The organism is Cellvibrio japonicus Ueda107 (genome assembly GCF_000019225.1).
GTDB lineage: Bacteria > Pseudomonadota > Gammaproteobacteria > Pseudomonadales > Cellvibrionaceae > Cellvibrio > Cellvibrio japonicus.
Genome location: NC_010995.1, coordinates 204,200 through 226,186, shown reverse-complemented (window position 1 = coordinate 226,186; position 21,987 = coordinate 204,200). Strand labels below are relative to the sequence as shown.

Genomic DNA, 21,987 nt, shown 5'->3' with positions numbered 1-21,987 from the left:
CTAATCACGTTTAGTGGTCAAGAATTTACCCTATTACATCTTTGAGCTTTAGCCTTGCCAAGGCTCAAAGGGTAAAAAACTGCTTGAGCCTGGAAGCTTCAAGTGACCGGAGAAGAGCAATTATTAGCTTGTCATGATTAATCAAAATAACTATGGGGAATAGCTATGAGAAAGTTTCAAATTAATCCATTAGTGTTGGCCATGGCGGTAACAGCGCTGCCGCTGGGTGCTATGGCGCAAAGTCAATCTTCTAATGGCGATGTAGTAGAAGAAGTGCTGGTAACGGGCAGTTATCGTGCATCTCTTGCCAGCGCTCTGGATACCAAGCGCAACAGTGCGAATGCCGTTGACTCCATCAAAGCCGAGGATATTGCTGACTTCCCAGACAATAACCTGGCGGAATCATTGCAACGTATACCTGGTGTTGCTATTACTCGCTCTGGAGGCGAAGGCCGTGCTATTTCTGTTCGTGGCCTGGGTCCAGACTATACTCGTGTCCGCATTAATGGTGTAGAAGCGATCTCTACCACAGGTGGTACAGACGCCACAGGAGGCACCAACCGCACACGTGGTTTTGACTTTAATACATTTTCTTCAGATTTATTTTCCAGCCTGACAGTTAACAAAACTGCAATGGCCTCTATTGAAGAAGGTTCATTGGGTGCTACGGTCGACTTAAAAACAGCACAACCCTTTGACTACAACGACTTTGTATTTACTGCATCTGCACAAGCGGGTTACAACGAGCTTTCAGAAGAAACCGACCCAGCTGCATCATTTTTGATTAGCAACGTGTTTGCCGATGGGAAACTGGGAGCTCTCTTCTCTCTATCCTATTCTGAACGCACTGTACGTGACGAAGGTTCTTCAACTGTACGCTGGTCAAATGCAGCCAATCAGCGCTTTGGATCTTTTAGTGATGGCACACCAATTCTGGCAACTGATAATATAACAACTGCATTCCATCCTCGCATTCCTCGTTATGACTCTTTCAACCATGAAATTTCGCGTCTAGGTGCAAGCCTGTCGCTGCAAGCTCGTCCCACAGATACCACTGAAGTAAGTCTGGATGTCCTATATGCAAAACATGAAGCCAATCGCCAGGAAGTTTTCTGGGAAGCTTCAATGAACGGAACACAAAATAATAGTGTTGTGGTCAATGACTACGAAATTCAAGGCAATAGCTTGGTATACGCTGATCTGTCCAATGTTCGCTTGTTGGCTGAGAATCGCTATGACGAGATGACAACAGACTTCCATCAAATTACATTGAACGTAAAACAGGATTTTACTGATCAGTTAAAAGGTAATTTGGTGATTGGCAGTGTGAAGTCAGATTTTGACAACCCGCTACAAAACACTGCCATCATGCGTGCTGATGGTATGGATTTTAGTTACGACTTCCGCGATGGCAAAAAAGGTAATTTCGTATTCGGTGATACAGCGTACAATGCATCCAGTTGGACATTAACCGAAATGCGTCAACGCCCACAAGCGTCTGTTAACGAATATCAAAATGTCCTAGCTGATATCGCATATGAAATTAATGATGTGCTAACGCTAAAAGCTGGGGTGAATTACAAAAAATTTGAATTCTCAACCACTGAAAGACGATTGGCATCTGAGGCCGCTCCTGCCGGCATCAATCTAAACGACTATCTGCTCACCTATGACTCAGGCCTGGGTTCTGGTGGCGCATGGTTGATTCCTGACCGCGGGGCTATTGCAACAGACTTTGATATCTTTTCTCGTGGCTATAATATCCAAGCCTCAAACACTTACGAGACTAAAGAAGAAACTACTGGCGGTTTTATCCAGTTAGATTTCAACAGCAGTATCGGTGAGACTCCCGTACGCGGTAATATTGGTTTGCGCCAATTCTCTACTGAACAATCTACCTCTGGAGTATTAGCGGGTAGTCAAGTTTGGGTCGACCACAAATATGATGATGTATTGCCTGCAGCAAACCTGTCTATCGAACCAATTGAGGACGTAATTATTCGCTTGGCCTATTCTGAAGGTATTGCACGTGCTGGTTTGGGTTCAATTAAAGCCGATACATCAGTAAGTGTTGCCGGCACCAATATGAGCGTGACAGGTAGCAACCCCTTCTTGGAACCTACCAAAGCCAAAAGCTATGACGTAGGTGTAGAAATGTACTTCGACAACGAAAGTGCGTTAGCCATGACATTGTTCCGCAAAGATCTGGAGAGTCAGGTACAAAGTTATCGTGCTACCAGAAATTTCCAAGACATTATTGCAGGCTTCTCTCCTGAGCAACAAGCCTCCCTATCACAACAGGCAACGACTCAGTGCGCCGCATCGTCTTTAAGTACTGCTGATTGTAATACTAATGCAGTGTGGAACTACACTGTCCCTGTTAACTCACCCGGTGGCGATATTTATGGTTTTGAACTGAGTTATCAAACTCCGTTCACCTTCTTGCCTGGCTTCTGGCAGGATTTTGGATTCATCGGCTCATTTACTTATGTTAAAGGTCAAATTGCCTATCTGGATCCAAACACTGGTAATGTAGAGTTTGTATCCGACCTGGAAAATATGTCAGTTAACACGTCCAGTGCCACTCTTTACTATGAGAAAGATGCATTCCAAGCACGGATCTCTTTAGCCTCACGTAGCGGTTACCTAACCAATGCCCGTGGCCGCGATGGCAATAGTGCAGAGGGTACTCATTCTACTCATAACGTAGATGCATCGGCTTCCTATCAATTAAATGATAACTGGCGCTTCACCTTCGAAGCGCTGAATTTGACCAATGAAGCTGACGATCAGTGGGTAGATTCTAATGATTACCGTCTGTCCTACTATCACGAGACCGGCCGTCAATACTACTTGGGTGTTCAATACAAATACTAATTTGTAAAACCCATTGTTAGAGCCTAAGGGATGCCAGCTCGCTGGCATCCCTATTTGCTTCAAAAAAGAACAAAATTTATCAGGCCAGGATGGCTATGCAAGACGATTTCAATCAACGATTTGAGAGGGTGATAACATTGATTTCGATGAGACATGACAAGACACTGGGTGCGATCTTTTCTATCAGTTTGATGGTGGCCGCTCTGGCAGGATGCTCACCCGATCAATCCAAGCAAGCTACCAACACCGAAACAACAAGCACCCCATCTGCCGCTGTTAACCATCAGCTAGCGCAACTGGAAGTCAGCAATGCCAACGCATTTGCACTTGATCGCGAACCTGTTTTTATTCCACTTTATGATTTGGGGTTAGATGCAAATAATCCCAAAGCACAACAACTTGCCATCAAAAGTGACGAACAAATACTGCCGTCTCAATTGGTAGACACCGATGGCGATGAAACCCTTGATGCCTTGCTATTCAACGCAGATTTTGCATCAGCGCAAACGCGCCGGTTCACCGTTTCTGCTGATCCATCAATCAGCAAACCTGTTGTCAAGAAACAAACCCAGGCTGAAATCTCCATCAAAGAAGGTGGCGAATGGCAGGGTAAAGAATACGTTGGCGGTACCTTTAAAAATGTAGATCGCGTAACGCCCCCACCACAATATACCGATCACTCTTACTGGATACGCTATGAAGGCCCCGGTATTGAGTCCGACAAGGTTGGCTATCGCATTTATCTCGACTGGCGCAATGGCTTTGATATTTTTGGTAAGAAAGTCCATGAGATGGTGCTACAAAATGTGGGCCAGGATGGTTATGACAGTTACCATCACAACGCCGATTGGGGCGTGGATGTACTTAAAGTAGGCAAGTCTCTCGGTATGGGTGGCTTTGGCTTCTGGAACGGCAAAAGTGTAGAACTGGTATCCCAAGTGGATACGCGCGATGCCATCATTACCAATAATGGTGATCTTTATTCCGGTTTCATCATTAACTACAAGGGTTGGCAGATCAACGACACCAAGCTTGATTTGAAAGCACACTTCACCATGACTGCCGGTAGTCGTCTGGTGAAGGTTGATCTGAATGCCAGCAAAGAAATTCCCAACTTTGCCATAGGCATGGTGAAGCATCCGGGGACCACCTTGCTTCAAGGCAATACCGAAAAAAGTGGCTATGCCTGGACTTATGTCGGCAGCTGGGGCAAACAAAGCCTGAGCGGCCCTGATGACCATTTAGGTATGGCTATTATCTTCCGCCGCGGTGATCGCCAGGAGCAAACCGAAGACGAAAGTTCCTATGTGTCGGTCATGAACGATAACGGTGGCAATCTTGAGTATTATTTCCTTGCTGCCTGGGAACACGAGCTTGACGGCATCAAAACAGAGGCCGATTTTAAAGCCTACCTGGAGCGTGAAGTTGACCGTTTAACCAAGGCGCCGCGCATTCGTTTTGAATCAACCCTGAGCGCAGAAGCCAAGCAAAACCTGTTAACACCTGAATCTGCGCTTTCCTGGGCTAAAAAACTGGCGGATTCCGAACTGGATCGTAAAACCCTGAAATACCACTACGGCGGCTGGGATGAGTACCGTCGCCGCCCGGCAAAATTTGAATACGATGTGGCAGGCCTGCAAATCCAGGCGTTACAAGACCTCAACGGTGTTAGCCCTGATCAGCGTTATGTTGATGCTGCCGAAATTGTGACTGGCAGCTTTGTTACCGAAGAAGGCAATATCCACACCTTCCCGCCTGAACTGTTCAGCATCGACCTGACTAACCCCGGACGGGTGCTTATCCTGTTGGAACAGCGTACCGGTAAAGAAAAATACCGCAAGGCGGTCGACTACCTGCGCAACCATTTAAAAATACATCCACGCACATCTGAAGGTGCGTTCTGGCATCGTGCTACCTACCCCAACCAACTCTGGCTGGATGGTGTCTACATGGGAATTCCGTTCCTGATCCAATACGCTTCTATTTACGAAACCGGTGCAGTGCAACACGCCAGCTTCAAAGAAGGCATTCACGAATTTGATATTACCCGCAACCGCCTGCGCGCCGACAATGGCCTGTATATTCACGCCTGGGATGAATCCAAAGAGGCCTTTTGGGCGGATAAAGAAACCGGCCTGGCCTCCCAGTATTGGTCTCGCGGTATGGGCTGGTTAGCCATGGCGATGGTAGACGTGCTGGATTACTTACCGGAGTCCGAGACCGATCTGCGTAAAACCATGTTGGATATGGTGAACGAATTTGCGGCGGACATCATTCGCTATCAAGACCCGGAGACAGGCACCTGGTGGCAAATTACCGATAAGCCTGGTGAACTTGCCAACTACCGCGAATCCACAGGTACAGCCATGTTCACCTACTTCCTGGCAAAAGCACTGAATAACGGCTACCTGCCCGCAGAATACAAAGAGCCTGCACTCAAGGCTTACCAGGGGTTGATCAAGGAATTTGTCACCGTCCATGCCGATGGCAAAATCAGCATGACCAACCAATGCCTGGTGGCTGGCCTTGGTTTTGGTCGCGACGGTAGCTACGACTACTACATGACCGAGCGTATTGTCAGCAACGACCCCAAAGGCAACGGTCCCTTTATCATGGCTGGGATAGAAATCTATAAATTACTCAAACAAGCGCAATAGCGCGTATAGCCAGGTTTAATTTCCTTTTTATTCTGGCTGTTTTTAAGCTGTCAGAATACCCAACCTCGCCCGCTGTCGGTTTCCGACAGCGGGCGTTAGCCGATGAGAAATAGAGAGAAAATTTAGTATGAAAGTTCTCGAAGAGCGTTTCGCCGTCCATATCGACGACTACAAACATTACGACACCCAAAAACTGCGCAAGCACTTCCTGGTTGAAAACATTTTTGCGGCCGATGAAGTCCTGTTCACTTACACCCACTACGAGCGTTTGATGGTCGGCGGCGCTATGCCGGTCAACAAGGCAGTTGTACTGGAAACCTATGACCAGTTGAAGTCAGAATACTTCCTGCAACGCCGCGAATTGGGCACTATCAATATCGGTGGTAATGGCAAGGTTTCTGTCGATGGTGAAGTGTTTGCTATCAACACAAAAGAAGCACTTTACATTGGCCGCGGTGCCAAAGAAGTGATTTTCAGCAGCGATGATGCCAGCAACCCCGCCAAGTTTTATTTGAATTCAACACCCGCACATCACAGTTATCCCACCAAGAAAGTGGATAAGGAAAACGGCAAGGTATTACACATGGGTGCAGGAGATACCTGTAACGAGCGCGATATTTATCAGCTCATGATCAATACTGTATTGGATACCTGCCAGCTGCAAATGGGTATGACAGAACTCAAACCCGGCAGTATCTGGAACACCATGCCCATGCACACACACAGCCGCCGTATGGAAGCTTATTTTTACTTCAATATTCCGCAAGACCACGCGGTATGCCATTTCATGGGCCCGGCGGAAGAAACACGCCATATTTGGGTTGCCAATGAACAAGCCGTGGTCTCTCCACCCTGGTCCATGCACTCAGGTGTAGGTACTGCCAATTACACCTTTATCTGGGGTATGGCAGGTGAAAACCACGACTACACGGATATGGATTTCCACAAACCCAGTGAGCTGAAATAAGGCAAAAATACCATGACACATCCTTTGTTTGATTTACGCGGAAAAGTTGCGCTGATTACCGGCGCAACCCACGGCCTGGGTATGGCAATGGCATCCGGGCTCGCCAGCGCTGGTGCCAAGCTGATTATCAATGGCAATTCATCCCAGGAAAAAATTGATAAAGCCGTTGAATATTATCGCGCTCAAGGTTTTCAAGCCTTCGGTTACCGATTTAACGTGACGGATGAAGACCAGGTCACGGCGGCTGTTGAGCAAATTGAAAAAGACCATGGCGCGATTGATATTCTGATCAACAATGCTGGCATTATTAAACGTACACCACTGCTGGAAATGTCACTGGAAGATTTTGAAGAAGTCATCAAGATCGATTTGACTGGTGTATTCACTATGACCCGCCCGGTAGCGCGTAAAATGGTTGAGCGCCGCCAAGGGAAGATCATCAACGTCTGCTCCATGATGAGCGAACTGGGTCGCAATTCTGTCGGTGCTTATGCAGCGGCAAAAGGTGGCCTGAAGATGTTGACCAAAAATATGGCAACCGAATGGGCAAAACACAATGTGCAAGTCAACGGCATTGGCCCTGGCTATTTCGCCACCAGCCAAACCGAACCCATTCGCGTTGATGGCCACCCCTTCAACGAATTCATCATCAACCGCACCCCCGCCGCCAAATGGGGTGATCCGGATGATTTGCAAGGGGCTACGATTTTCCTCGCATCCAAAGCAAGTGATTTTGTGACCGGGCAGATTGTGTATGTAGACGGTGGTATTCTCGCTACTATTGGTAAGCCCAGTAACGAAGCCTAGTTTTAACCTATCTTCGTCAAGAATAAACCCGGCTGCTTGCCGGGTTTATTCTTTCTATCTCACAAGTAAGTAGAAATATTCCCTGTTTCTACAAGGTTCCCATCACCGCCCAATTTTGTTAGTGTTGCCCCTCCCTTGCGATTTTCTACAGGAGAGGCCGATGAAAGCGTTGATTCAAGGCTGGTTGGAGCCCTATCAGTTAGCCCATGCGGATTTGATTTATGTTGCGATTGTACTGGGCCTGATTGTCCTGACGTCGCTGGTGTTGCATGTTATTTTGCACTCTGTTGTCCTGCGGGCGATTTCATACTCCACACGCAATTCCGAGCAGCTCTGGCGTCAGGCGCTTTATAAAAACCGCTTGTTCAACCGTATTGCCCTGGTTTTTCAGGGTGTCATTTTATATGTCCAGGCCAATATCTGGCTGGCTCCCGACAGCGATGCACTGGCATTTATCCAGATACTGACTGAACTCTGGATCCTGCTGTTTGCCCTGCTTTCGCTCTTTGCATTACTCAATGCACTTGAAGAAATATTTATGCCGACCAGTATCGGACGGCGTATGCCACTGCGCGGGATTTCCCAGAGCATCAAATTAATCGCGGCACTGGTAGCCATTATTTTCGGCATTTCCCTGGTCATTGATAAATCCCCCCTGATTCTGTTCAGTGGTCTGGGTGCTATGACTGCGGTGCTGCTATTGGTTTTCAAGGATGCCATCCTCGGTTTTGTGGCAGGCATCCAATTAGCGGCCAACAACATGTTGTCCCTGGGTGATTGGCTGGAGATGCCCAAATACGGCGCCGACGGCGATGTGATTGATATCAGCCTGACTACCGTTAAGGTCCGCAACTGGGATAACACCATCACCACTGTTCCCGCCTATGCACTGATTTCCGATTCCTTTAAAAACTGGCGCGGCATGAGTGAATCGGGAGGTCGACGGATTAAACGCGCCGTCTACATCGATGCGACCAGTGTGAAGTTCCTCCAGCAGGAAGATATTCAGCGCCTGCGCCGAGCCGCCTTGCTAAGCGATTATATCGAGGAAAAAATTCGCGACATCGAAGCTGATAACCAGCAATCCGGTATCGATCTGGAGTATCCGGTTAACGGGCGCCGCCTGACCAACCTGGGTACCTTCCGCGCTTACCTCAGCGCTTATCTGCGCAACCACAAAAATATCCACAAAGGAATGACACAGATGGTGCGTCAGCTGGAGCCAAAGGCAGAGGGGATTCCCCTGGAGGTGTATGCGTTTTCCAACGACACCAGCTGGGCGAATTACGAGCGTATCCAGGCTGATATTTTCGACCATATCTTTGCGGTTATTCCCGAGTTCGGCCTGCGTGTCTACCAAAGCCCGTCCGGCTACGATATGCAGCACATGGCCCACCAGGTCGGCCCCTTGAACTCCTCCGACCAAGCCCCCACATAGGCGACCTGGCGATACAACCTTGGGGAGTTGCTATGAGCGAATGGTTTATTTTGCAAAACCAGCAAAAATTGTTTTTGGGCAAGCAAAACCAGTGGGTCGATGGTCGCGACCCCGCTGCCCTGTTCAAGACTCCCCATAAAGATGAAGCCATTAACCAAAAAGTTGAAGCCAGTGCCAGGGATTTCACCCAGCGCATCCAGCTATTGAGTTGCGGCCTTAACGAAAAGGGACTTCCCCTCCTTGATCCGGCGATCTTGCCTGAGCCTCTGCCTAAACCGGCCAAGGATTTATTTGAAGATCCGGCAGAGCCCGCACCTGTCATAGAGACAGGCACGCAAACCGCGCCATAAACGCTAGACTAGCTATCAGCCAGTCCCCTTCCGGGCGCAACAACTTCCCTGCCCACCCCAGCGGGCCCATACAGGAAATCCCAGGTGTCACAGATTAGCCCTATAGCCACAGCGCTGTTACAGCTGCTGGCTAAACCCTCCGTTAATACCAGCCTTGGCGGCATCATGCGCGGATTGGAGAAGGAAAGCCTGCGCGTAACTCCGGAGGCTTCGCTGGCGCAAACAGATCACCCGGCAGGATTGGGCTCAGCACTTACCCACCCCCATATCACTACCGACTACAGCGAGGCCCTGCTGGAATTTATTACCCAGCCCTTTACCAAGGTTGAGCCTTTACTGGACCAGTTGGAACAGATCCATCGCTTTACCTATCAACAGCTGCCTGTTGGCGAGCGCCTGTGGCCCACCAGCATGCCCTGCCATCTGGGTCCCGACGACAATATTCCCGTTGCCCGTTACGGCACCTCCAACTCAGGCCTGATGAAGACGATTTACCGTATAGGCCTGGGGCACCGCTATGGGCGCTCCATGCAAACTATCGCGGGCATCCATTACAACTTCAGCCTACCTGATAGTTTCTGGCAGCAATTGCAGGCCCATGTGGGGGATCAACAATCCCTGCAAGATTTCAAGACCGAACGCTATTTCGCCCTGATCCGCAATTTCCGTCGCCATTTCTGGTTATTGATTTACCTGTTTGGCGCCTCACCTGCCGTAGGTGCTTGTTTCGTAAAGCGGCGCGACCACCAACTGCAACCCTTCCCGGGGCACCAGGACACGCTTTACACACCCTATGCGACTTCCCTGCGTATGGGCGACCTGGGCTACCAGAGTGATGCGCAGAAATCCCTAGTGGTGAATTACAACAACCTGAGCGATTACCTGAAAACCCTGTGCGGCGCCATTACCCAGAGCCATCCGGCTTATGAACGCATCGGCGTTAAGGATACTGAAGGCAATTACCAGCAACTTAATACCAGCCTGTTGCAGATCGAAAACGAGTTCTACTCCAGTATCCGCCCCAAACGTACCAGCAAGCGCGGAGAAACCGCTTTACAAGCCTTGCGCCTGCGTGGTGTTGAGTATGTAGAAGTACGTTGTGTCGACCTAAACCCCTATGAGCCCCTGGGTATTACTGCCGAGCAAATCCGGGTCATGGATAGCTTCCTGTTGTTCTGCCTGTTAAGCGAAAGCCCGGCGATGGATGAGCAGGAGTTTTACCAGGGACAGGAAAACCAGAAGCGTGTTGTTAACCAGGGGCGCGACCCCGCACTGACATTACTCAGCGGTGATACACAGCGCCCCTTGCGCCTGTGGGCAGGAGAAGTGTTGGCACAAATGCAAGGCTGTGCCGAACTGCTTGACCAGGCACAATCCAGTACTGCGCACCAGCAGGCGCTGGAGCAGCAATTACAGAAACTGGAAAACCCGTCATTAACGCCATCCGCGCAGCTACTGGCCGATATGCAGGAGGCGGACCAGGGGTTTATCCGCTTTACCCTGGCGCAAGCCGAGCGCCAGCGCGCGCACTTTGCCCGGAACCCCTTAAAGGGTTCCGAGCTGGCGAGATTCCGACAGATGAGTGAGGAGTCGCAGGCGGAGCAGGTACAACTGGAGACCAGCCAGCTGCTCAGCTTTGACGAATACCTGGCAAATTACTACGCCCAGTATCAGGGGTGCAGCTGTGGCTGTTAACGCTGCACCACGAAATTATTAAAGAGCAAATCCGAGGCTGGCTTATTGGCCGGTATCGAGTGTTGTGTCGCCGCATCGGCACCATACTCGATTTCATGTACAACCCTGTTGATTTCAGCCAGCGCCTCCAGACGCAGCTTTTCCTTACCCTCGACCGAACCCAGGGCCTCTTCAGTTTGCGCACTGAAAATGCTGATCAGCCGATCGCGAATCAATGGCAAGTGATGCATCAGGGTTTTGGTATCAGCGGCATTTTCAGCGCGAATAGATAATTCCACCTTGATGTAGCGCGTCTTGCTGTCAGGGCCGCCGTAATTGACGATCAACGCCGGCGCGACCGGAATATAGTTAATCCCCTCGGGAATCTTATCCCCGCCACCTGCGGCCCAAACAGGCACCATAATAGATGACAGGAGCAGGCCAATTGCCATACAGATTCGTAAAACGTACAGGTTCATAAACATCTCTTCTCCATTGGAAGCCACTTTTTCCAAATAACAGACACTGGCAGCCACGTCCCACTGCACATGCTGATTCACTGAACTCACGATGCCCTGAACTACACAGGACCCGCCCCTGAACTATCCGGGCAGATTAGACTCCAACGCGCGAATCCCCACAAGCATAGCCCATTTGTCCGGCCTATCCTGCAACAGGTCGATAGGCGCTGGCAGTCTGTCGGGCCAATTGCGTAACATACCGCCACGTCCACCCATGACCATCATCAAGGAAACCCCATGCTCTCGATTCGCCAAACCAACCTGCTGATCTTCCTCGGCTGTACTGCCTTGATCCTCGCCGCTGCCTACATGGAGCATGTGATGAAGATGGTTCCCTGCTCACTGTGCATCACCCAGCGCGCCTTTGTCATTCTCACCGGACTGATCGCCCTCGCTGCCCTGATCCATCACCCGGCAACGACAGGCCGCCGCGCCTATGCAGTATTCGGGATAATCTCTGCACTGCTGGGCGCCGCTTTCGCCAGTCGCCAATTATGGCTGCAAAGCCTGCCCGCTGATCAGGTCCCCGCGTGCGGCCCCGGCCTGGCCTATATCTTTGAAGAATTCCCCTTGATGGAGGCATTCAAATTACTGCTGCAAGGTGATGGCAACTGTGCCCATGTGGACAAAATCTTCGGCATGAGCCTGGCCTTTTGGACCCTGGCGGCATTTATCGGCCTGGCCCTGGTTAATCTTTACCAGGCTATACGCAAAGCGTGATGGTTATGGACCACCCTTGCCCTGTTTCGCAAGATGGCCTATTGTGGCGCACCTGATATTTCTGTTTGTGCGATACGCCTTTAAAGGAACCATCAATGTTAGAAAACTGCAAAAGTGCCAAAGAACGCTGGGGTGGTGTCAGCGAGATCATCGACCGCTGGCTTGAAGAGCGCCAGCAGATGCTGGTGCAATACTGTGACCTGAGCGCACTCGAAGCGACAGATGCCAATGAAGCCCTGCGCGGTCACAAACTGCGTGAGCTGTGCCAAATTCTGGTGGATTACGTTTCCGCCGGGCACTTTGAAATTTACGATCAACTGATCAAGGAAGGACGCGAGTTTGAAGATGAAGAAGCCCTGCAGGAAGCCGGCAAGCTCTATGCTGTGGTAGATGAGACCACGGAAACCCTGTTGGACTTCAATGACAAGTACCTGGAAACGGACGACCTGGGGAGCCTGAGCGACGACCTGTCACGTTTGGGTGAATCATTGGAAACCCGTTTCAGTGCTGAAGACCGCATGATCTCTGTCCTGCATACATCGCACAAAGATCTGGTGAACTAATCCAATCCTTGCTGCTCAGGTGCAAGCCATAAAAAAACCCGCCGTAGCGGGTTTTTTTATGGCTTGCCATCCATGACCACCACCCTCCGGGTCGCCGCTGACGCGGCGTTGAAAATTTCTCCCGGAAATTTTTTATGAGCGGCCGGTAAACCCGGCAACGCCTTAGTTAGCAGCCGCTTCCGGCGCTTTAATTTCCAGCAGCTCTACTTCGAAAATCAGGGTAGATGATGGTGGGATTGGACCCTGGCCACCAGCACCGTAGGCCAGTTCAGAAGGAATGTAAATTTCCCATTTGGAACCCTGCGGCATCAATTGCAGGGCTTCGGTCCAGCCGGGGATAACACCATCCAGCGGGAAGGTGGCCGGTTGGCCGTGTTTGGCAGAGCTGTCAAACTCGGTGCCATCAATCAGCTTGCCGGTGTAGTGAACGGTCACGGTATCCGTTGCCTTGGGCTTGGCACCTTTACCTTCGGTGATCACTTTATACTGCAGGCCGCTCTCGGTGGCTACGACACCTTCTTTAGCCTTGTTCTCGTCGAGGAAAGCCTTACCCTTGGTTTGGTTTTCTTCGCTCAGTTTTTTCTGTTCTTCTTCCTGCTTGGCAATCGCTTTTTCCTGCACTTCCTGCATGATTTTTTGCATTTCTTCTTCGCTGATACGCGAGTCTTTGCCATCGCGTATATCAGCCAGGGCCAGGGCCAGGGACTCAGGCTCTATCGCCAGGCCGCCATTCTTCAGGTTACGGCCAATGTTCTGGCCGATAATGTAGTTGGCTTTTTGCTCAAGGGTGGTGAGTTTGGCGCTGTCATCTTGTTTGGCTTCTTCTTTACAACCGACAATCAGCGTGGTGGAGGCAGCCATAAGGCCGAGAACTAATAAACGTTTGTTGAACATAATGCACCTTAAATTTGTAATCATTTTGACGAATAGACTGCTCACATCATGAGCGGCCATGCGGTAAGCCGATTGCGAACGCAGCGCCAGAGCAGGCCGCCATGGTATACCAAGTTGGCGAAAATGTACTTACCGAGGCAATTAATTGACCGAAAATACCATCAAACTGTGTACTGCCCCCCAGAACATCCCACGTAAAAAGCGCAATTGAGACTTGCCAAACCCGGTGTAGTTCCTCTGGCCAGGCATCAGATTCAAGCCGGTTCAGCCATTGCCCGGTACCGAAAGGGGCAGCTACAATCTGCGCCACCCTGCTCGTATCAGCAGGCGTGAATGCGAGTTATTTTGCCCAATCATTTTTTGACGATGACGAGCACAGGACATCCCGAGTGAACGTAAGTCTCCGTCTTCTGTCCCCTTTTCTGTCTCCGACTTGTACAGGAACCTTGCTATGGCCGCGACAAAATCTGCTGTAAACGCTATTGCCGAGTTAGAACATCAAATTGCCAAGGTCACCGCTGCCGTGGAGAAAGCCCGCGCGCAAGAACTCGCGTCTGCGCAAAAGGCGTTGGTTGCTGCGAAAAAAGCAGCCGCCAACGCAACTAAAAAAGTCAAAGACCTGAAAGCCAAGGGCGCTAAAAACGCAGCGGCAAGAGCGCGTTTGAAGCTGTTACAACAAGAGGTGGATAACAGTGGCAAGGCCCTCGCTGGCGCCCAAGAGCGAGTTGCTCAATTGGCCGCTGCCCAAAAAGAAGCTGCTGAGATATCCAAAGCTGTGAGCAGGGAATTGGGCGCCAAAGCGGTAAAACCCAAGGCAGCAATCAAACCGGCTAAAAAAGTAGCTAAAGTTACTGCATCCAAGGTAGAAAAAACCATCACTGCAAAAGCAGCCCCCAAGGCCAGGCCTGAAAAAAATACCGCGAAAAAGGTCGCCGTAAAAAAGACCGGGGCGGTAACTCCCAACACGGAGCAAAAGCCCGCCGCTAAAACCCAAAAACCTGCGGCGAAAAAAGTCGTTCAAGGCAGTGTAATAGCAACTCCTCCTGTAGCGCCTGTTGAAACAACACCGGAACCGGTAATTCCCGCAGTAAACGCTGCTCCGGTTATTGCGCCTGTCGTAGCAACGGCCAGTGAACCCCGTGGTGATACACCCTCTGTGGAAAACTAAGCCAACAGCGGATTTTTCCACCCATAGCAAAAAGCCCCGATGCTCATCACACCGGGGCTTTTTTTGTTGAACACCGCTCTTGACAGCGAACGCTTTATAAGCGCACTTCGATGCCCTGAGCGCGCATAAATTCTTTGGCTTGTGGCAGGGTGTATTCGCGGAAATGGAAGATACTTGCCGCCAATACGGCATCGGCACGCCCGAGGGTTACGCCATCCACCAGGTGCTGTAAGTTACCAACACCACCGGAGGCAATCACCGGAATCGGCACGGCATCGCTGATCGCGCGCGTCACCCCCAGGTCATAGCCTTTTTTGGTGCCGTCACCATCCATGCTGGTTAACAGGATTTCACCTGCACCATACCCGGCCATTTTTACCGCCCACTCCACCGCATCGATGCCCGTGGGTTTGCGCCCGCCGTGGGTAAAGATTTCCCAGCGTGGCATTTCACCTTCAGCACTGACTTTTTTTGCATCAATGGCGACGACGATACACTGGGCGCCGAAACGATCCGACGCAGCTTTTACAAAATCCGGATTAAACACCGCCGCCGAGTTGATACTCACTTTATCGGCACCGGCGTTGAGCATGGTGCGGATATCATCCACCGTACGGATACCTCCGCCAACCGTCAGCGGGATAAATACCTCGCTGGCAATTTTTTCCACAGTGTGCACCGTTGTGTCACGGCCTTCGTGGGTGGCGGTAATATCGAGGAAGGTAATTTCGTCTGCGCCTTCCTGGTTGTAGCGCTTGGCAATTTCCACCGGATCACCCGCATCGCGGATGTCGAGGAATTTCACGCCCTTCACCACGCGGCCGTTATCGACATCGAGGCAGGGAATTATGCGTTTGGCGAGAGGCATAGGCAGTACCGAATCAGTTAGCGTCGCAGTAGGCCTGGGCTTCGGCCATATTGAGTGTGCCCTCGTAAATCGCGCGGCCGGTGATAGCACCGCAAATACCTTTGTGGGCTTCGGCCTTGAGCGCGCGGATATCATCCATATTGGTAATACCGCCCGAGGCGATGACCGGAATGCTGGAGGCCTGTGCCATGGTCACTGTGGCTTGCACATTCACGCCCTGCATCATGCCGTCGCGCGCGATGTCGGTGTAGACGATGCTGCTCACGCCATCCTGCTCAAAACGCTTGGCCAGTTCCGTCGCTTGCACATTGGACACTTCCGCCCAGCCATCGGTGGCAACCCAGCCGTCTTTCGCATCCAGTCCGACGATAATGTGACCGGGGAAAGCCTTACACATGTCGGTGACAAACTGCGGCTCTTTCACCGCCTTGGTGCCAATAATCACAGACTGCACACCGGCTTGCAGGTAATACTCGATGGTGGCAGCGCTGCGAATACCTCCACCAATCTGGATTGGTAAACCGGGATAGGCTTTGGCGATGGCAGTGACCACACCTCCATTCACCGGCTTGCCTTCGAAGGCACCGTTCAGGTCAACCAAATGCAAACGGCGGCAACCCTGGTCAACCCATTGCCTGGCCATAGCCACCGGGTCATCGGAAAACACGGTGGAATCGTCCATCAAGCCCTGGCGCAAACGCACGCACTGGCCATCTTTTAAATCAATTGCGGGGATAATCAACATTCTTTGTTCTCATCGATTGATAGTGGAGATGGTGCGGTCGGCGATGGGGAGATCTGCCTAAGCCCGCCCATCCCAATGTAAAAAATTCTTTAACAGTTGCAGGCCAACGGTGTGGCTTTTTTCCGGGTGGAATTGCACGGCAAATAAATTGTCGCGCGCGAGGGCCGCATGGAATTCCAAACCGTAATCACAGGTGGCCGCCACCAGTGACGGTTCATCCGCGTGGATATAAAAGCTGTGCACAAAATAAAAACGGCTGTCTTGTGCAATATCCGCCCAGAGCGGGTGATGGTTGTGATGCACCTGGTTCCAGCCCATGTGTGGCACCTTGAGCGGATTGCCCTGGGCATCCTTGTGCTGCTCGCCAAAAAACTTTACCTGGCCCGGCAACATACCAATGCAATCCACACCGCCATTTTCTTCGCTGTGATCCATCAGAGCCTGCATGCCCACGCAAATACCCAGCACCGGTTTGCCGGTGGCGATCTGTTCGCGCAACAGGGTATCGAATCCCAGGCGCTTGATTTCTGCCATGCAATCGCGAATAGCCCCCACACCGGGAAACACCACCCTGTCGGCAGCCGCAACTGCCGCAGGATCAGCTGTAACGATTACGTTTTGCTCGGGGGCAACCTGTGCCAGGGCACTGGCTACCGAATGGAGATTACCCATGCCGTAATCAATCACGGCGACTGTTTGCTGGGCCATTAACGTTTTACCACGCTGTTCTTAGAGGCTGCCTTTTGTAGAAGGCATGATGCCTTCCATACGCGGATCTTTTTCCAGCGCCATACGCAGGGCGCGACCAAAGGCCTTGAACACGGTTTCGATCTGGTGATGGGCATTGTGGCCGCGCAGGTTATCGACATGCAGGGTTACACCGGCGTGGTTGACGAAGCCCTGGAAAAACTCCCAGAACAACTCGGTATCAAACTGGCCGATGCGCTTTTGGGTAAAGGGAATATCCATGACCAAACCGGGGCGACCGGAGAAATCAATCACCACGCGCGACAGCGCTTCGTCCAGTGGCACATAGGCATGGCCATAGCGGCGAATACCTTTTTTATCGCCAACCGCCTTGGCAATTGCCTGGCCGATGGTGATGCCGATATCTTCTACCGAGTGGTGGTCATCAATATGGGTGTCGCCATCACAGGTCACATCCAGATCAATCATCCCGTGGCGGGCAATCTGATCCATCATGTGTTCAAGGAAGGGAACTCCCGTGTTGAATACACCCTTACCGGCGCCATCCAGATTAAGGCTAACGCTGATTTTGGTTTCCAGGGTGTTGCGGGTGACCTGGGCGATACGGTCGGACATAAACAAGTCTCGCGGGATAGAAAGTCGAAGGGTGCGCGAATTATATAGATTTGAGCCACCAAATTCACGGAAACCGCGGCTATGGCGGTGATTAAACCAGCGACACCCCCCGAATCCTGGCGATCCTGCTGCTCTTTATAAAAAGTCGGTATTAAGCCTTACTTGCAATCACAGGGCTATGGATTAGGGTTAAAGCGTTACAGGGCAGCAGTCGCCGCCCAAGGCAGGCCTATAGTGATAAGACATACACACCCCATGAGACAAACCTTGACCAACGATCTTAACCCTATCCGGGTGCTCATACGGCAGGCCCAGGAAGAGGATTCAGCATCAGGACGATTGGTAGACTTTCTGGAACACCGCCAGGCGCACCTCCACAACGCCATTAAACTCCCCACCGAAAAGGCCGCTATATGCCTGGCTGATTTCGTCATGCGCTATATACGCCATGTACCTGACTTTATTGAAGCCATCAGCACCATGGCCAAGGAGGCGGGAATTTATAGCGAAGTATCGCCACTGCTCAAGATCGCCAGCGATTACTTCCTCTCCCCGCCAAGCCTGGTGGGTGAACACAGCCAGTTGCAAGCCCTGCTGGATGAGGCTTACCTGGCCCACCGACTGCTGGAAGAAGTGAATGATCGCTTTATGGCCCAGAGCGGTATCCCTCTGGCGCCGATGGACATGACCCTGGCCAATATCATTGCCCATGAACTGATTGGCGAGCCCTTCGCCAATGAGCTGGACCAGGCCGTGCTTTTCTCGGCGGAACTGCTGCTGAATGAGCATCGCCTGGAAGGGGAAAACGTGCGCCGCTATGTGTACCAGCACCAACACCAGGGCTGGGAAGAAGAATTGAAACGCTGGCCCTGCCTGACGGAAGACCTGGCCATAGAAATCGATTTTGGCAAACCGCCGGGGGTATGGCACTAGCAGCCAACCCGGCGTTAATCACAGGCTGCCTATTTTTCCTGGAAATCGGGTTTTTCCACAGGATCAGGAGTTTGGGTGCCGGCGTTTTCTATGGGCTCGCCCTCCATGGAGGCATTCATGTCGCGGTAGCGCTCTTCGTCCAACATACCCTCACTTTTAGCCACCACTATCGCACCGACAGAATCGCCGGTGATATTGACCGCTGTGCGCGTCATATCCAGCAGCCGATCTACGCCGATAATCAACGCAATCCCCTCCACCGGTAACCCTACTGATTGCAGCACCATAGCCAGGGTCACCAGGCCTACACTGGGCACACCCGCTGTGCCTATAGAGGCCAGGGTAGCGGTGAGGATAATCATCAGGTAACCGCCAATGCCCAGGTCTATACCAAATGCCTGGGCAATAAAAATAGCGGCAACCCCCTGCATGATGGAAGTGCCATCCATATTAATGGTTGCCCCCAGAGGAATGGCAAAACTGGCGATCTTGTTGTCTACGCCCATCTCATCGCGACACACGCGCATATTAAAAGGCATGGTGGCACTGCTGGTGGCCGTGCTGAAAGCAAACAACATCACCTTCCATTGTTTTTTGAAAAAGGTCACCGGGCTCAACCCGGTCAGGCTGCGGATTAACAATCCATAAATCACTACACCGTGCAGCAGTAACACAAATAGCACGGTGAAAAAGTATTTAGCCAAATCCAGGATCGCGCCAAACCCCAATTGGGAAAACAATTTAACCAACAGGCAAAAAACCCCATAGGGCGCGAATTGCATCAGCAACATCACCAGGCTGATCACAACATCATTAAGGCTATTAAAAAACGAACTAATTACCTTGCCCGATTCCCCGGTGGTGCGAGAAATCGCAATACCGAACAAAATTGCAAACACAATGATCTGCAACATGTTGGCTTCCACCATGGCCGCCACCGGATTACTGGGGAAGATATCAATCAGCATGCTCTTGATCGACGGGCTTTCCGGTGGGGTAAAATTAACCGCCATATCCATTTGCACCCCGGCACCCGGCTGGATCAGCAGTGCAAAACCAACCGCCAGTGTCAGGGCAATCACCGAGGTCAGGGTGTAATAAATAACGGTCTTACCCGCCATAATTCCCATGCGACTGTGACCACCCAGGGCCGCAGCACCGCACACCAGGGACACAAATACCATGGGGACAACCAGTAGCTTGAGCGAGGCGATAAAGATTTGCCCCAAGGCATCAAACAACCCCTCTATCAGGTAAGTTTGCAGCCACAGCGCCACACCAGTGAGCGGAAGCAGCTGGCCGTCCGGGCCCTTTTCAACCCCTGCCAGCAAATTGAATCCCGCGCCCAGGAGAAACCCCAGCAGCATCCCGATCAGAATTTTTGTGGTCAGGCTCATACCACCTCCAGACAAAAAGCCCCGGCGGTCGCCAGGGCTTGTGGATTATTCATTAACGGCGTCTTTCAGTGCCTTGCCGGCCTTAAAGCTCACGCTCTTGCTGGCAGCAATCTGGATTGCTTCACCAGTTTGCGGGTTGCGACCGGTACGGGCAGCGCGCTCACTCACCTGAAAAGAGCCAAACCCCAACAGGGCAACACTTTCACCGCGCGCCAGCGCATTGGTGATCTGCTCCACAAACGCGGACACCACCAGGTCAGCTTTGTGAGCGCTGAGTTCTACTGTATTCGCGACAGCAACAACGATATCGGTCTTATTCATGGGTAACTCCTTGAGTGTGATAAACAAAAGCCGCAAAACCGGCCAAAGCGCGCGAGTTTACCTGCTGCAAGCGCATTCGTCGCCCCTTGCACAGTACATACCCCCTCGACCAGAGCCACAAACTGGTACACTTTCGCCCCATTTGGGCCAGCCCCCCCAGAACCAATACCACCAAGCCCATGGAGTTTCGCTTGCCTGCTCTGCCTACCACCTGTGATGCGACCATGCTGCCCCACCCAGCCAGTGTTCCCCTGCGCTGGCGCCCCGTGCAGCACTGGCCCCGGGCAAACAGACCAAACCTGGCACTGCGCGACTGGTTAAGCCATGAAGGTTCACTCACCGCAAGGCTGCAACAGCGAAGCCAGGGGTACTTCCAGGTGCACATACTGCGCCAGCACCTGGCACTACCGCACCTGGACGAGCGCCAACTCCTCGGCCAATACCGACGCCCATCCCTGGCATTGATACGCGAGGTCATCCTGCAAGGTCGCGGAGAAGACTGGGTATTTGCCCGCAGCGTCCTGCCTTTACAGAGCCTCACCGGCCGCCTGCGGCATTTGCGCCACCAGGGCAGCAAGCCCCTGGGAGCCTTCCTGTTCAGCCGCCCGGACCTGGCGCGCAGCCCCATCGAACTGGCCTGTATCAGCCCGCAACAGGGCTATGTTCCCATTAGCCTCTACCAGCAGGCGCAGCACCTCTGGGGAAGGCGCTCGGTTTTCTACCTCGACCGCAAACCCTTGCTGGTCAGTGAAGTCTTTCTCCCCAGCTTTTGCCAGGGTCTGGCACACTCTCAACCACGCTAACAGGCCCACAGGATTGACCCATGCCCGGTAAGTCACCCAAACCCACTAAAAACCGCAGCCCACGGCACAAGGCACCGATAACCAATCGCTGGCTGACCAAGGCTACCCATTACGTACAGCTGATGCGTCTGCACAGGCCTATAGGTATCCTGCTGCTGCTATGGCCAACCTGGTGGAGCCTCTGGCTGGCGGCCAAGGGGGCTCCCAGCCTGAAAAACCTGGTGATCTTTACCCTCGGGGTGATCCTGATGCGCTCGGCCGGCTGCGTCATCAACGACTTCGCTGACCGCAGGATCGACGGCCATGTAGAGCGTACCCGTGAACGCCCCCTGGCTACCGGCGCTGTTTCCAGCCGCGAAGCCATCGCCCTGTTTGTGGTGCTCTGCCTGGCTGCCTTTGGGCTGGTGCTTAACACCAACCTGCTGACTATCCAGCTATCCGTGGGTGGCCTGTTGTTAGCCTTCTGTTATCCCTTTATGAAGCGTTACACCCACTTGCCACAAGTGATCCTGGGGGCCGCCTTTGCCTGGGGGATTCCCATGGCCTATGCGGCTGAAGCCGGGGAGATTCCCGCACAAGCCTGGCTGGTTTACCTGGTTGTCGTTGTCTGGACGGTGGTCTATGACACCTTCTACGCCATGGTGGACAGGCCCGATGACCTCAAGTTGGGCGTCAAATCCACCGCCATCCTGTTTGGCGAGCAGGACAGGCTCATCACCGGTATCCTCCAGGCCATCACCCTCTACACCCTGCTGTTGGTGGGCAAGCGCTTTGACCTTGGCAGTTACTACCAGCTCAGCCTGGTTGCCGTGGCCGGGTTATTCATCTACCAGCAATGGCTGATCCGCTACCGCGCCCGTCAAGCCTGCTTTAAGGCCTTTCTCAACAACAACTGGGTAGGATTTGCCATATTTACCGGTATAGCGCTGGATCTGGCCCTAAAAACATGACGGCCTTGTGA

At 52.0% G+C, this 21,987-nt stretch carries 21 protein-coding genes; 13 read left to right on the top strand and 8 right to left on the bottom strand.

Annotated features, from left to right (window positions below; genetic code table 11):
• Nucleotides 1–165 precede the first annotated feature (165 nt).
• The 7 genes from CJA_RS00855 (at nucleotide 166) to gshA (ending at nucleotide 10,791) form a co-directional block, all read left to right on the top strand.
• Nucleotides 166–2,877 (top strand): TonB-dependent receptor, encoded by a 2,712-nt coding sequence (locus CJA_RS00855; RefSeq protein ID WP_012485854.1) that lies wholly within the window; start codon nucleotides 166–168, stop codon nucleotides 2,875–2,877.
• Nucleotides 2,878–2,972: 95 nt separating this feature from the next.
• Nucleotides 2,973–5,534 carry a glycoside hydrolase family 88 protein gene (locus CJA_RS00850; RefSeq protein ID WP_012485853.1) on the top strand — a complete coding sequence of 854 codons (2,562 nt, stop codon included), beginning with the start codon at nucleotides 2,973–2,975 and terminating at the stop codon, nucleotides 5,532–5,534.
• 127 nt (nucleotides 5,535–5,661) lie between these two features.
• A complete protein-coding gene (gene kduI, locus CJA_RS00845) occupies nucleotides 5,662–6,501 on the top strand; it encodes a 5-dehydro-4-deoxy-D-glucuronate isomerase (protein ID WP_012485852.1) in 840 nt (279 codons plus the stop codon).
• Nucleotides 6,502–6,513: 12 nt separating this feature from the next.
• Nucleotides 6,514–7,308 carry a gluconate 5-dehydrogenase gene (locus CJA_RS00840; protein ID WP_012485851.1) on the top strand — a complete coding sequence of 265 codons (795 nt, stop codon included), beginning with the start codon at nucleotides 6,514–6,516 and terminating at the stop codon, nucleotides 7,306–7,308.
• Between the two features lie 160 nt (nucleotides 7,309–7,468).
• Nucleotides 7,469–8,746 carry a mechanosensitive ion channel family protein gene (locus CJA_RS00835; RefSeq protein WP_012485850.1) on the top strand — a complete coding sequence of 426 codons (1,278 nt, stop codon included), beginning with the start codon at nucleotides 7,469–7,471 and terminating at the stop codon, nucleotides 8,744–8,746.
• Nucleotides 8,747–8,778: 32 nt separating this feature from the next.
• Entirely contained in the window at nucleotides 8,779–9,096 is a 318-nt protein-coding gene (locus CJA_RS00830; protein ID WP_012485849.1) for a hypothetical protein, read from the top strand.
• 84 nt (nucleotides 9,097–9,180) lie between these two features.
• Nucleotides 9,181–10,791 (top strand): glutamate--cysteine ligase, encoded by a 1,611-nt coding sequence (gene gshA, locus CJA_RS00825; RefSeq protein WP_012485848.1) that lies wholly within the window; start codon nucleotides 9,181–9,183, stop codon nucleotides 10,789–10,791.
• On the opposite strand, the gene CJA_RS00820 is transcribed toward gshA, so the two are convergent.
• Nucleotides 10,788–11,339 (bottom strand): flagellar basal body-associated FliL family protein, encoded by a 552-nt coding sequence (locus CJA_RS00820; RefSeq protein WP_238526803.1) that lies wholly within the window; start codon nucleotides 11,337–11,339, stop codon nucleotides 10,788–10,790. The two genes, gshA and CJA_RS00820, sit on opposite strands and share 4 nt — an antisense overlap.
• A gap of 189 nt (nucleotides 11,340–11,528) precedes the next feature.
• Here CJA_RS00820 and CJA_RS00815 point away from each other — a divergent pair, with 189 nt between their 5' ends.
• Together CJA_RS00815 and CJA_RS00810 are read left to right on the top strand one after the other, a co-directional pair.
• The gene (locus CJA_RS00815; RefSeq protein WP_012485846.1) at nucleotides 11,529–12,011 is read left to right on the top strand and encodes a disulfide bond formation protein B; all 483 of its coding nucleotides are present in this window, start codon (nucleotides 11,529–11,531) and stop codon (nucleotides 12,009–12,011) included.
• A 95-nt stretch (nucleotides 12,012–12,106) separates the two neighbouring features.
• A complete protein-coding gene (locus CJA_RS00810) occupies nucleotides 12,107–12,574 on the top strand; it encodes an Rsd/AlgQ family anti-sigma factor (protein ID WP_012485845.1) in 468 nt (155 codons plus the stop codon).
• Between the two features lie 162 nt (nucleotides 12,575–12,736).
• Here the strand turns inward: CJA_RS00810 and CJA_RS00805 are convergent, their stop codons facing one another.
• Entirely contained in the window at nucleotides 12,737–13,468 is a 732-nt protein-coding gene (locus CJA_RS00805; protein ID WP_012485844.1) for a BamJ family beta-barrel-assembly machinery protein, read from the bottom strand.
• A gap of 451 nt (nucleotides 13,469–13,919) precedes the next feature.
• On the opposite strand from CJA_RS00805, the gene CJA_RS00800 reads away from it, so the two are divergent.
• Nucleotides 13,920–14,636, top strand: a complete 717-nt coding sequence (locus CJA_RS00800; protein ID WP_012485843.1) for a hypothetical protein — start codon at nucleotides 13,920–13,922, stop codon at nucleotides 14,634–14,636.
• Between the two features lie 94 nt (nucleotides 14,637–14,730).
• Here CJA_RS00800 and hisF read toward each other — a convergent pair whose 3' ends face one another.
• Genes hisF through hisB form a run of 4 tightly spaced genes read right to left on the bottom strand, consistent with a single transcriptional unit; the run spans nucleotide 14,731 to nucleotide 17,572 of the window.
• Nucleotides 14,731–15,504 (bottom strand): imidazole glycerol phosphate synthase subunit HisF, encoded by a 774-nt coding sequence (hisF, locus tag CJA_RS00795; RefSeq protein WP_012485842.1) that lies wholly within the window; start codon nucleotides 15,502–15,504, stop codon nucleotides 14,731–14,733.
• A 13-nt stretch (nucleotides 15,505–15,517) separates the two neighbouring features.
• Entirely contained in the window at nucleotides 15,518–16,249 is a 732-nt protein-coding gene (hisA, locus tag CJA_RS00790; protein ID WP_012485841.1) for a 1-(5-phosphoribosyl)-5-[(5-phosphoribosylamino)methylideneamino]imidazole-4-carboxamide isomerase, read from the bottom strand.
• A 57-nt stretch (nucleotides 16,250–16,306) separates the two neighbouring features.
• Nucleotides 16,307–16,957 carry an imidazole glycerol phosphate synthase subunit HisH gene (hisH, locus tag CJA_RS00785; RefSeq protein ID WP_012485840.1) on the bottom strand — a complete coding sequence of 217 codons (651 nt, stop codon included), beginning with the start codon at nucleotides 16,955–16,957 and terminating at the stop codon, nucleotides 16,307–16,309.
• A gap of 21 nt (nucleotides 16,958–16,978) precedes the next feature.
• Nucleotides 16,979–17,572, bottom strand: a complete 594-nt coding sequence (gene hisB, locus CJA_RS00780; RefSeq protein WP_012485839.1) for an imidazoleglycerol-phosphate dehydratase HisB — start codon at nucleotides 17,570–17,572, stop codon at nucleotides 16,979–16,981.
• A gap of 267 nt (nucleotides 17,573–17,839) precedes the next feature.
• On the opposite strand from hisB, the gene CJA_RS00775 reads away from it, so the two are divergent.
• On the top strand, nucleotides 17,840–18,505 hold the full coding sequence (locus CJA_RS00775; RefSeq protein WP_238526802.1) for a hypothetical protein: 666 nt from the start codon (nucleotides 17,840–17,842) through the stop codon (nucleotides 18,503–18,505).
• A gap of 29 nt (nucleotides 18,506–18,534) precedes the next feature.
• Here the strand turns inward: CJA_RS00775 and CJA_RS00770 are convergent, their stop codons facing one another.
• The gene (locus CJA_RS00770) at nucleotides 18,535–19,902 is read right to left on the bottom strand and encodes a dicarboxylate/amino acid:cation symporter (RefSeq protein ID WP_012485837.1); all 1,368 of its coding nucleotides are present in this window, start codon (nucleotides 19,900–19,902) and stop codon (nucleotides 18,535–18,537) included.
• 45 nt (nucleotides 19,903–19,947) lie between these two features.
• Nucleotides 19,948–20,223: an HU family DNA-binding protein gene (locus tag CJA_RS00765; protein ID WP_012485836.1), complete on the bottom strand. Its 276-nt coding sequence runs from the start codon at nucleotides 20,221–20,223 to the stop codon at nucleotides 19,948–19,950.
• Nucleotides 20,224–20,447: 224 nt separating this feature from the next.
• Between CJA_RS00765 and CJA_RS00760 the strand changes: the two genes are divergently transcribed.
• Both CJA_RS00760 and ubiA read left to right on the top strand, forming a co-directional pair.
• Nucleotides 20,448–21,026, top strand: coding sequence for a chorismate--pyruvate lyase family protein (locus CJA_RS00760; RefSeq protein ID WP_148208938.1), 579 nt, complete (start codon nucleotides 20,448–20,450; stop codon nucleotides 21,024–21,026).
• A gap of 20 nt (nucleotides 21,027–21,046) precedes the next feature.
• The gene (gene ubiA / locus CJA_RS00755) at nucleotides 21,047–21,976 is read left to right on the top strand and encodes a 4-hydroxybenzoate octaprenyltransferase (protein ID WP_012485834.1); all 930 of its coding nucleotides are present in this window, start codon (nucleotides 21,047–21,049) and stop codon (nucleotides 21,974–21,976) included.
• The last annotated feature ends 11 nt before the right edge of the window (nucleotides 21,977–21,987 follow it).

Bases quoted from the DNA above. Each gene is read 5' to 3' on its own strand.
- hisF (WP_012485842.1), bottom strand. From the start codon at position 15,504: ATGCCTCTCGCCAAACGCATAATTCCCTGCCTCGATGTCGATAACGGC.
- hisH (WP_012485840.1), bottom strand. From the start codon at position 16,957: ATGGCCCAGCAAACAGTCGCCGTGATTGATTACGGCATGGGTAATCTC.
- CJA_RS00800 (WP_012485843.1), top strand. From the start codon at position 13,920: ATGGCCGCGACAAAATCTGCTGTAAACGCTATTGCCGAGTTAGAACAT.
- hisA (WP_012485841.1), bottom strand. From the start codon at position 16,249: ATGTTGATTATCCCCGCAATTGATTTAAAAGATGGCCAGTGCGTGCGT.
- CJA_RS00765 (WP_012485836.1), bottom strand. From the start codon at position 20,223: ATGAATAAGACCGATATCGTTGTTGCTGTCGCGAATACAGTAGAACTC.
- CJA_RS00770 (WP_012485837.1), bottom strand. From the start codon at position 19,902: ATGAGCCTGACCACAAAAATTCTGATCGGGATGCTGCTGGGGTTTCTC.
- CJA_RS00805 (WP_012485844.1), bottom strand. From the start codon at position 13,468: ATGTTCAACAAACGTTTATTAGTTCTCGGCCTTATGGCTGCCTCCACC.
- CJA_RS00835 (WP_012485850.1), top strand. From the start codon at position 7,469: ATGAAAGCGTTGATTCAAGGCTGGTTGGAGCCCTATCAGTTAGCCCAT.
- CJA_RS00815 (WP_012485846.1), top strand. From the start codon at position 11,529: ATGCTCTCGATTCGCCAAACCAACCTGCTGATCTTCCTCGGCTGTACT.
- hisB (WP_012485839.1), bottom strand. From the start codon at position 17,572: ATGTCCGACCGTATCGCCCAGGTCACCCGCAACACCCTGGAAACCAAA.
- CJA_RS00855 (WP_012485854.1), top strand. From the start codon at position 166: ATGAGAAAGTTTCAAATTAATCCATTAGTGTTGGCCATGGCGGTAACA.
- CJA_RS00810 (WP_012485845.1), top strand. From the start codon at position 12,107: ATGTTAGAAAACTGCAAAAGTGCCAAAGAACGCTGGGGTGGTGTCAGC.
- CJA_RS00850 (WP_012485853.1), top strand. From the start codon at position 2,973: ATGCAAGACGATTTCAATCAACGATTTGAGAGGGTGATAACATTGATT.
- CJA_RS00760 (WP_148208938.1), top strand. From the start codon at position 20,448: ATGCTGCCCCACCCAGCCAGTGTTCCCCTGCGCTGGCGCCCCGTGCAG.
- kduI (WP_012485852.1), top strand. From the start codon at position 5,662: ATGAAAGTTCTCGAAGAGCGTTTCGCCGTCCATATCGACGACTACAAA.
- ubiA (WP_012485834.1), top strand. From the start codon at position 21,047: ATGCCCGGTAAGTCACCCAAACCCACTAAAAACCGCAGCCCACGGCAC.
- CJA_RS00840 (WP_012485851.1), top strand. From the start codon at position 6,514: ATGACACATCCTTTGTTTGATTTACGCGGAAAAGTTGCGCTGATTACC.
- CJA_RS00830 (WP_012485849.1), top strand. From the start codon at position 8,779: ATGAGCGAATGGTTTATTTTGCAAAACCAGCAAAAATTGTTTTTGGGC.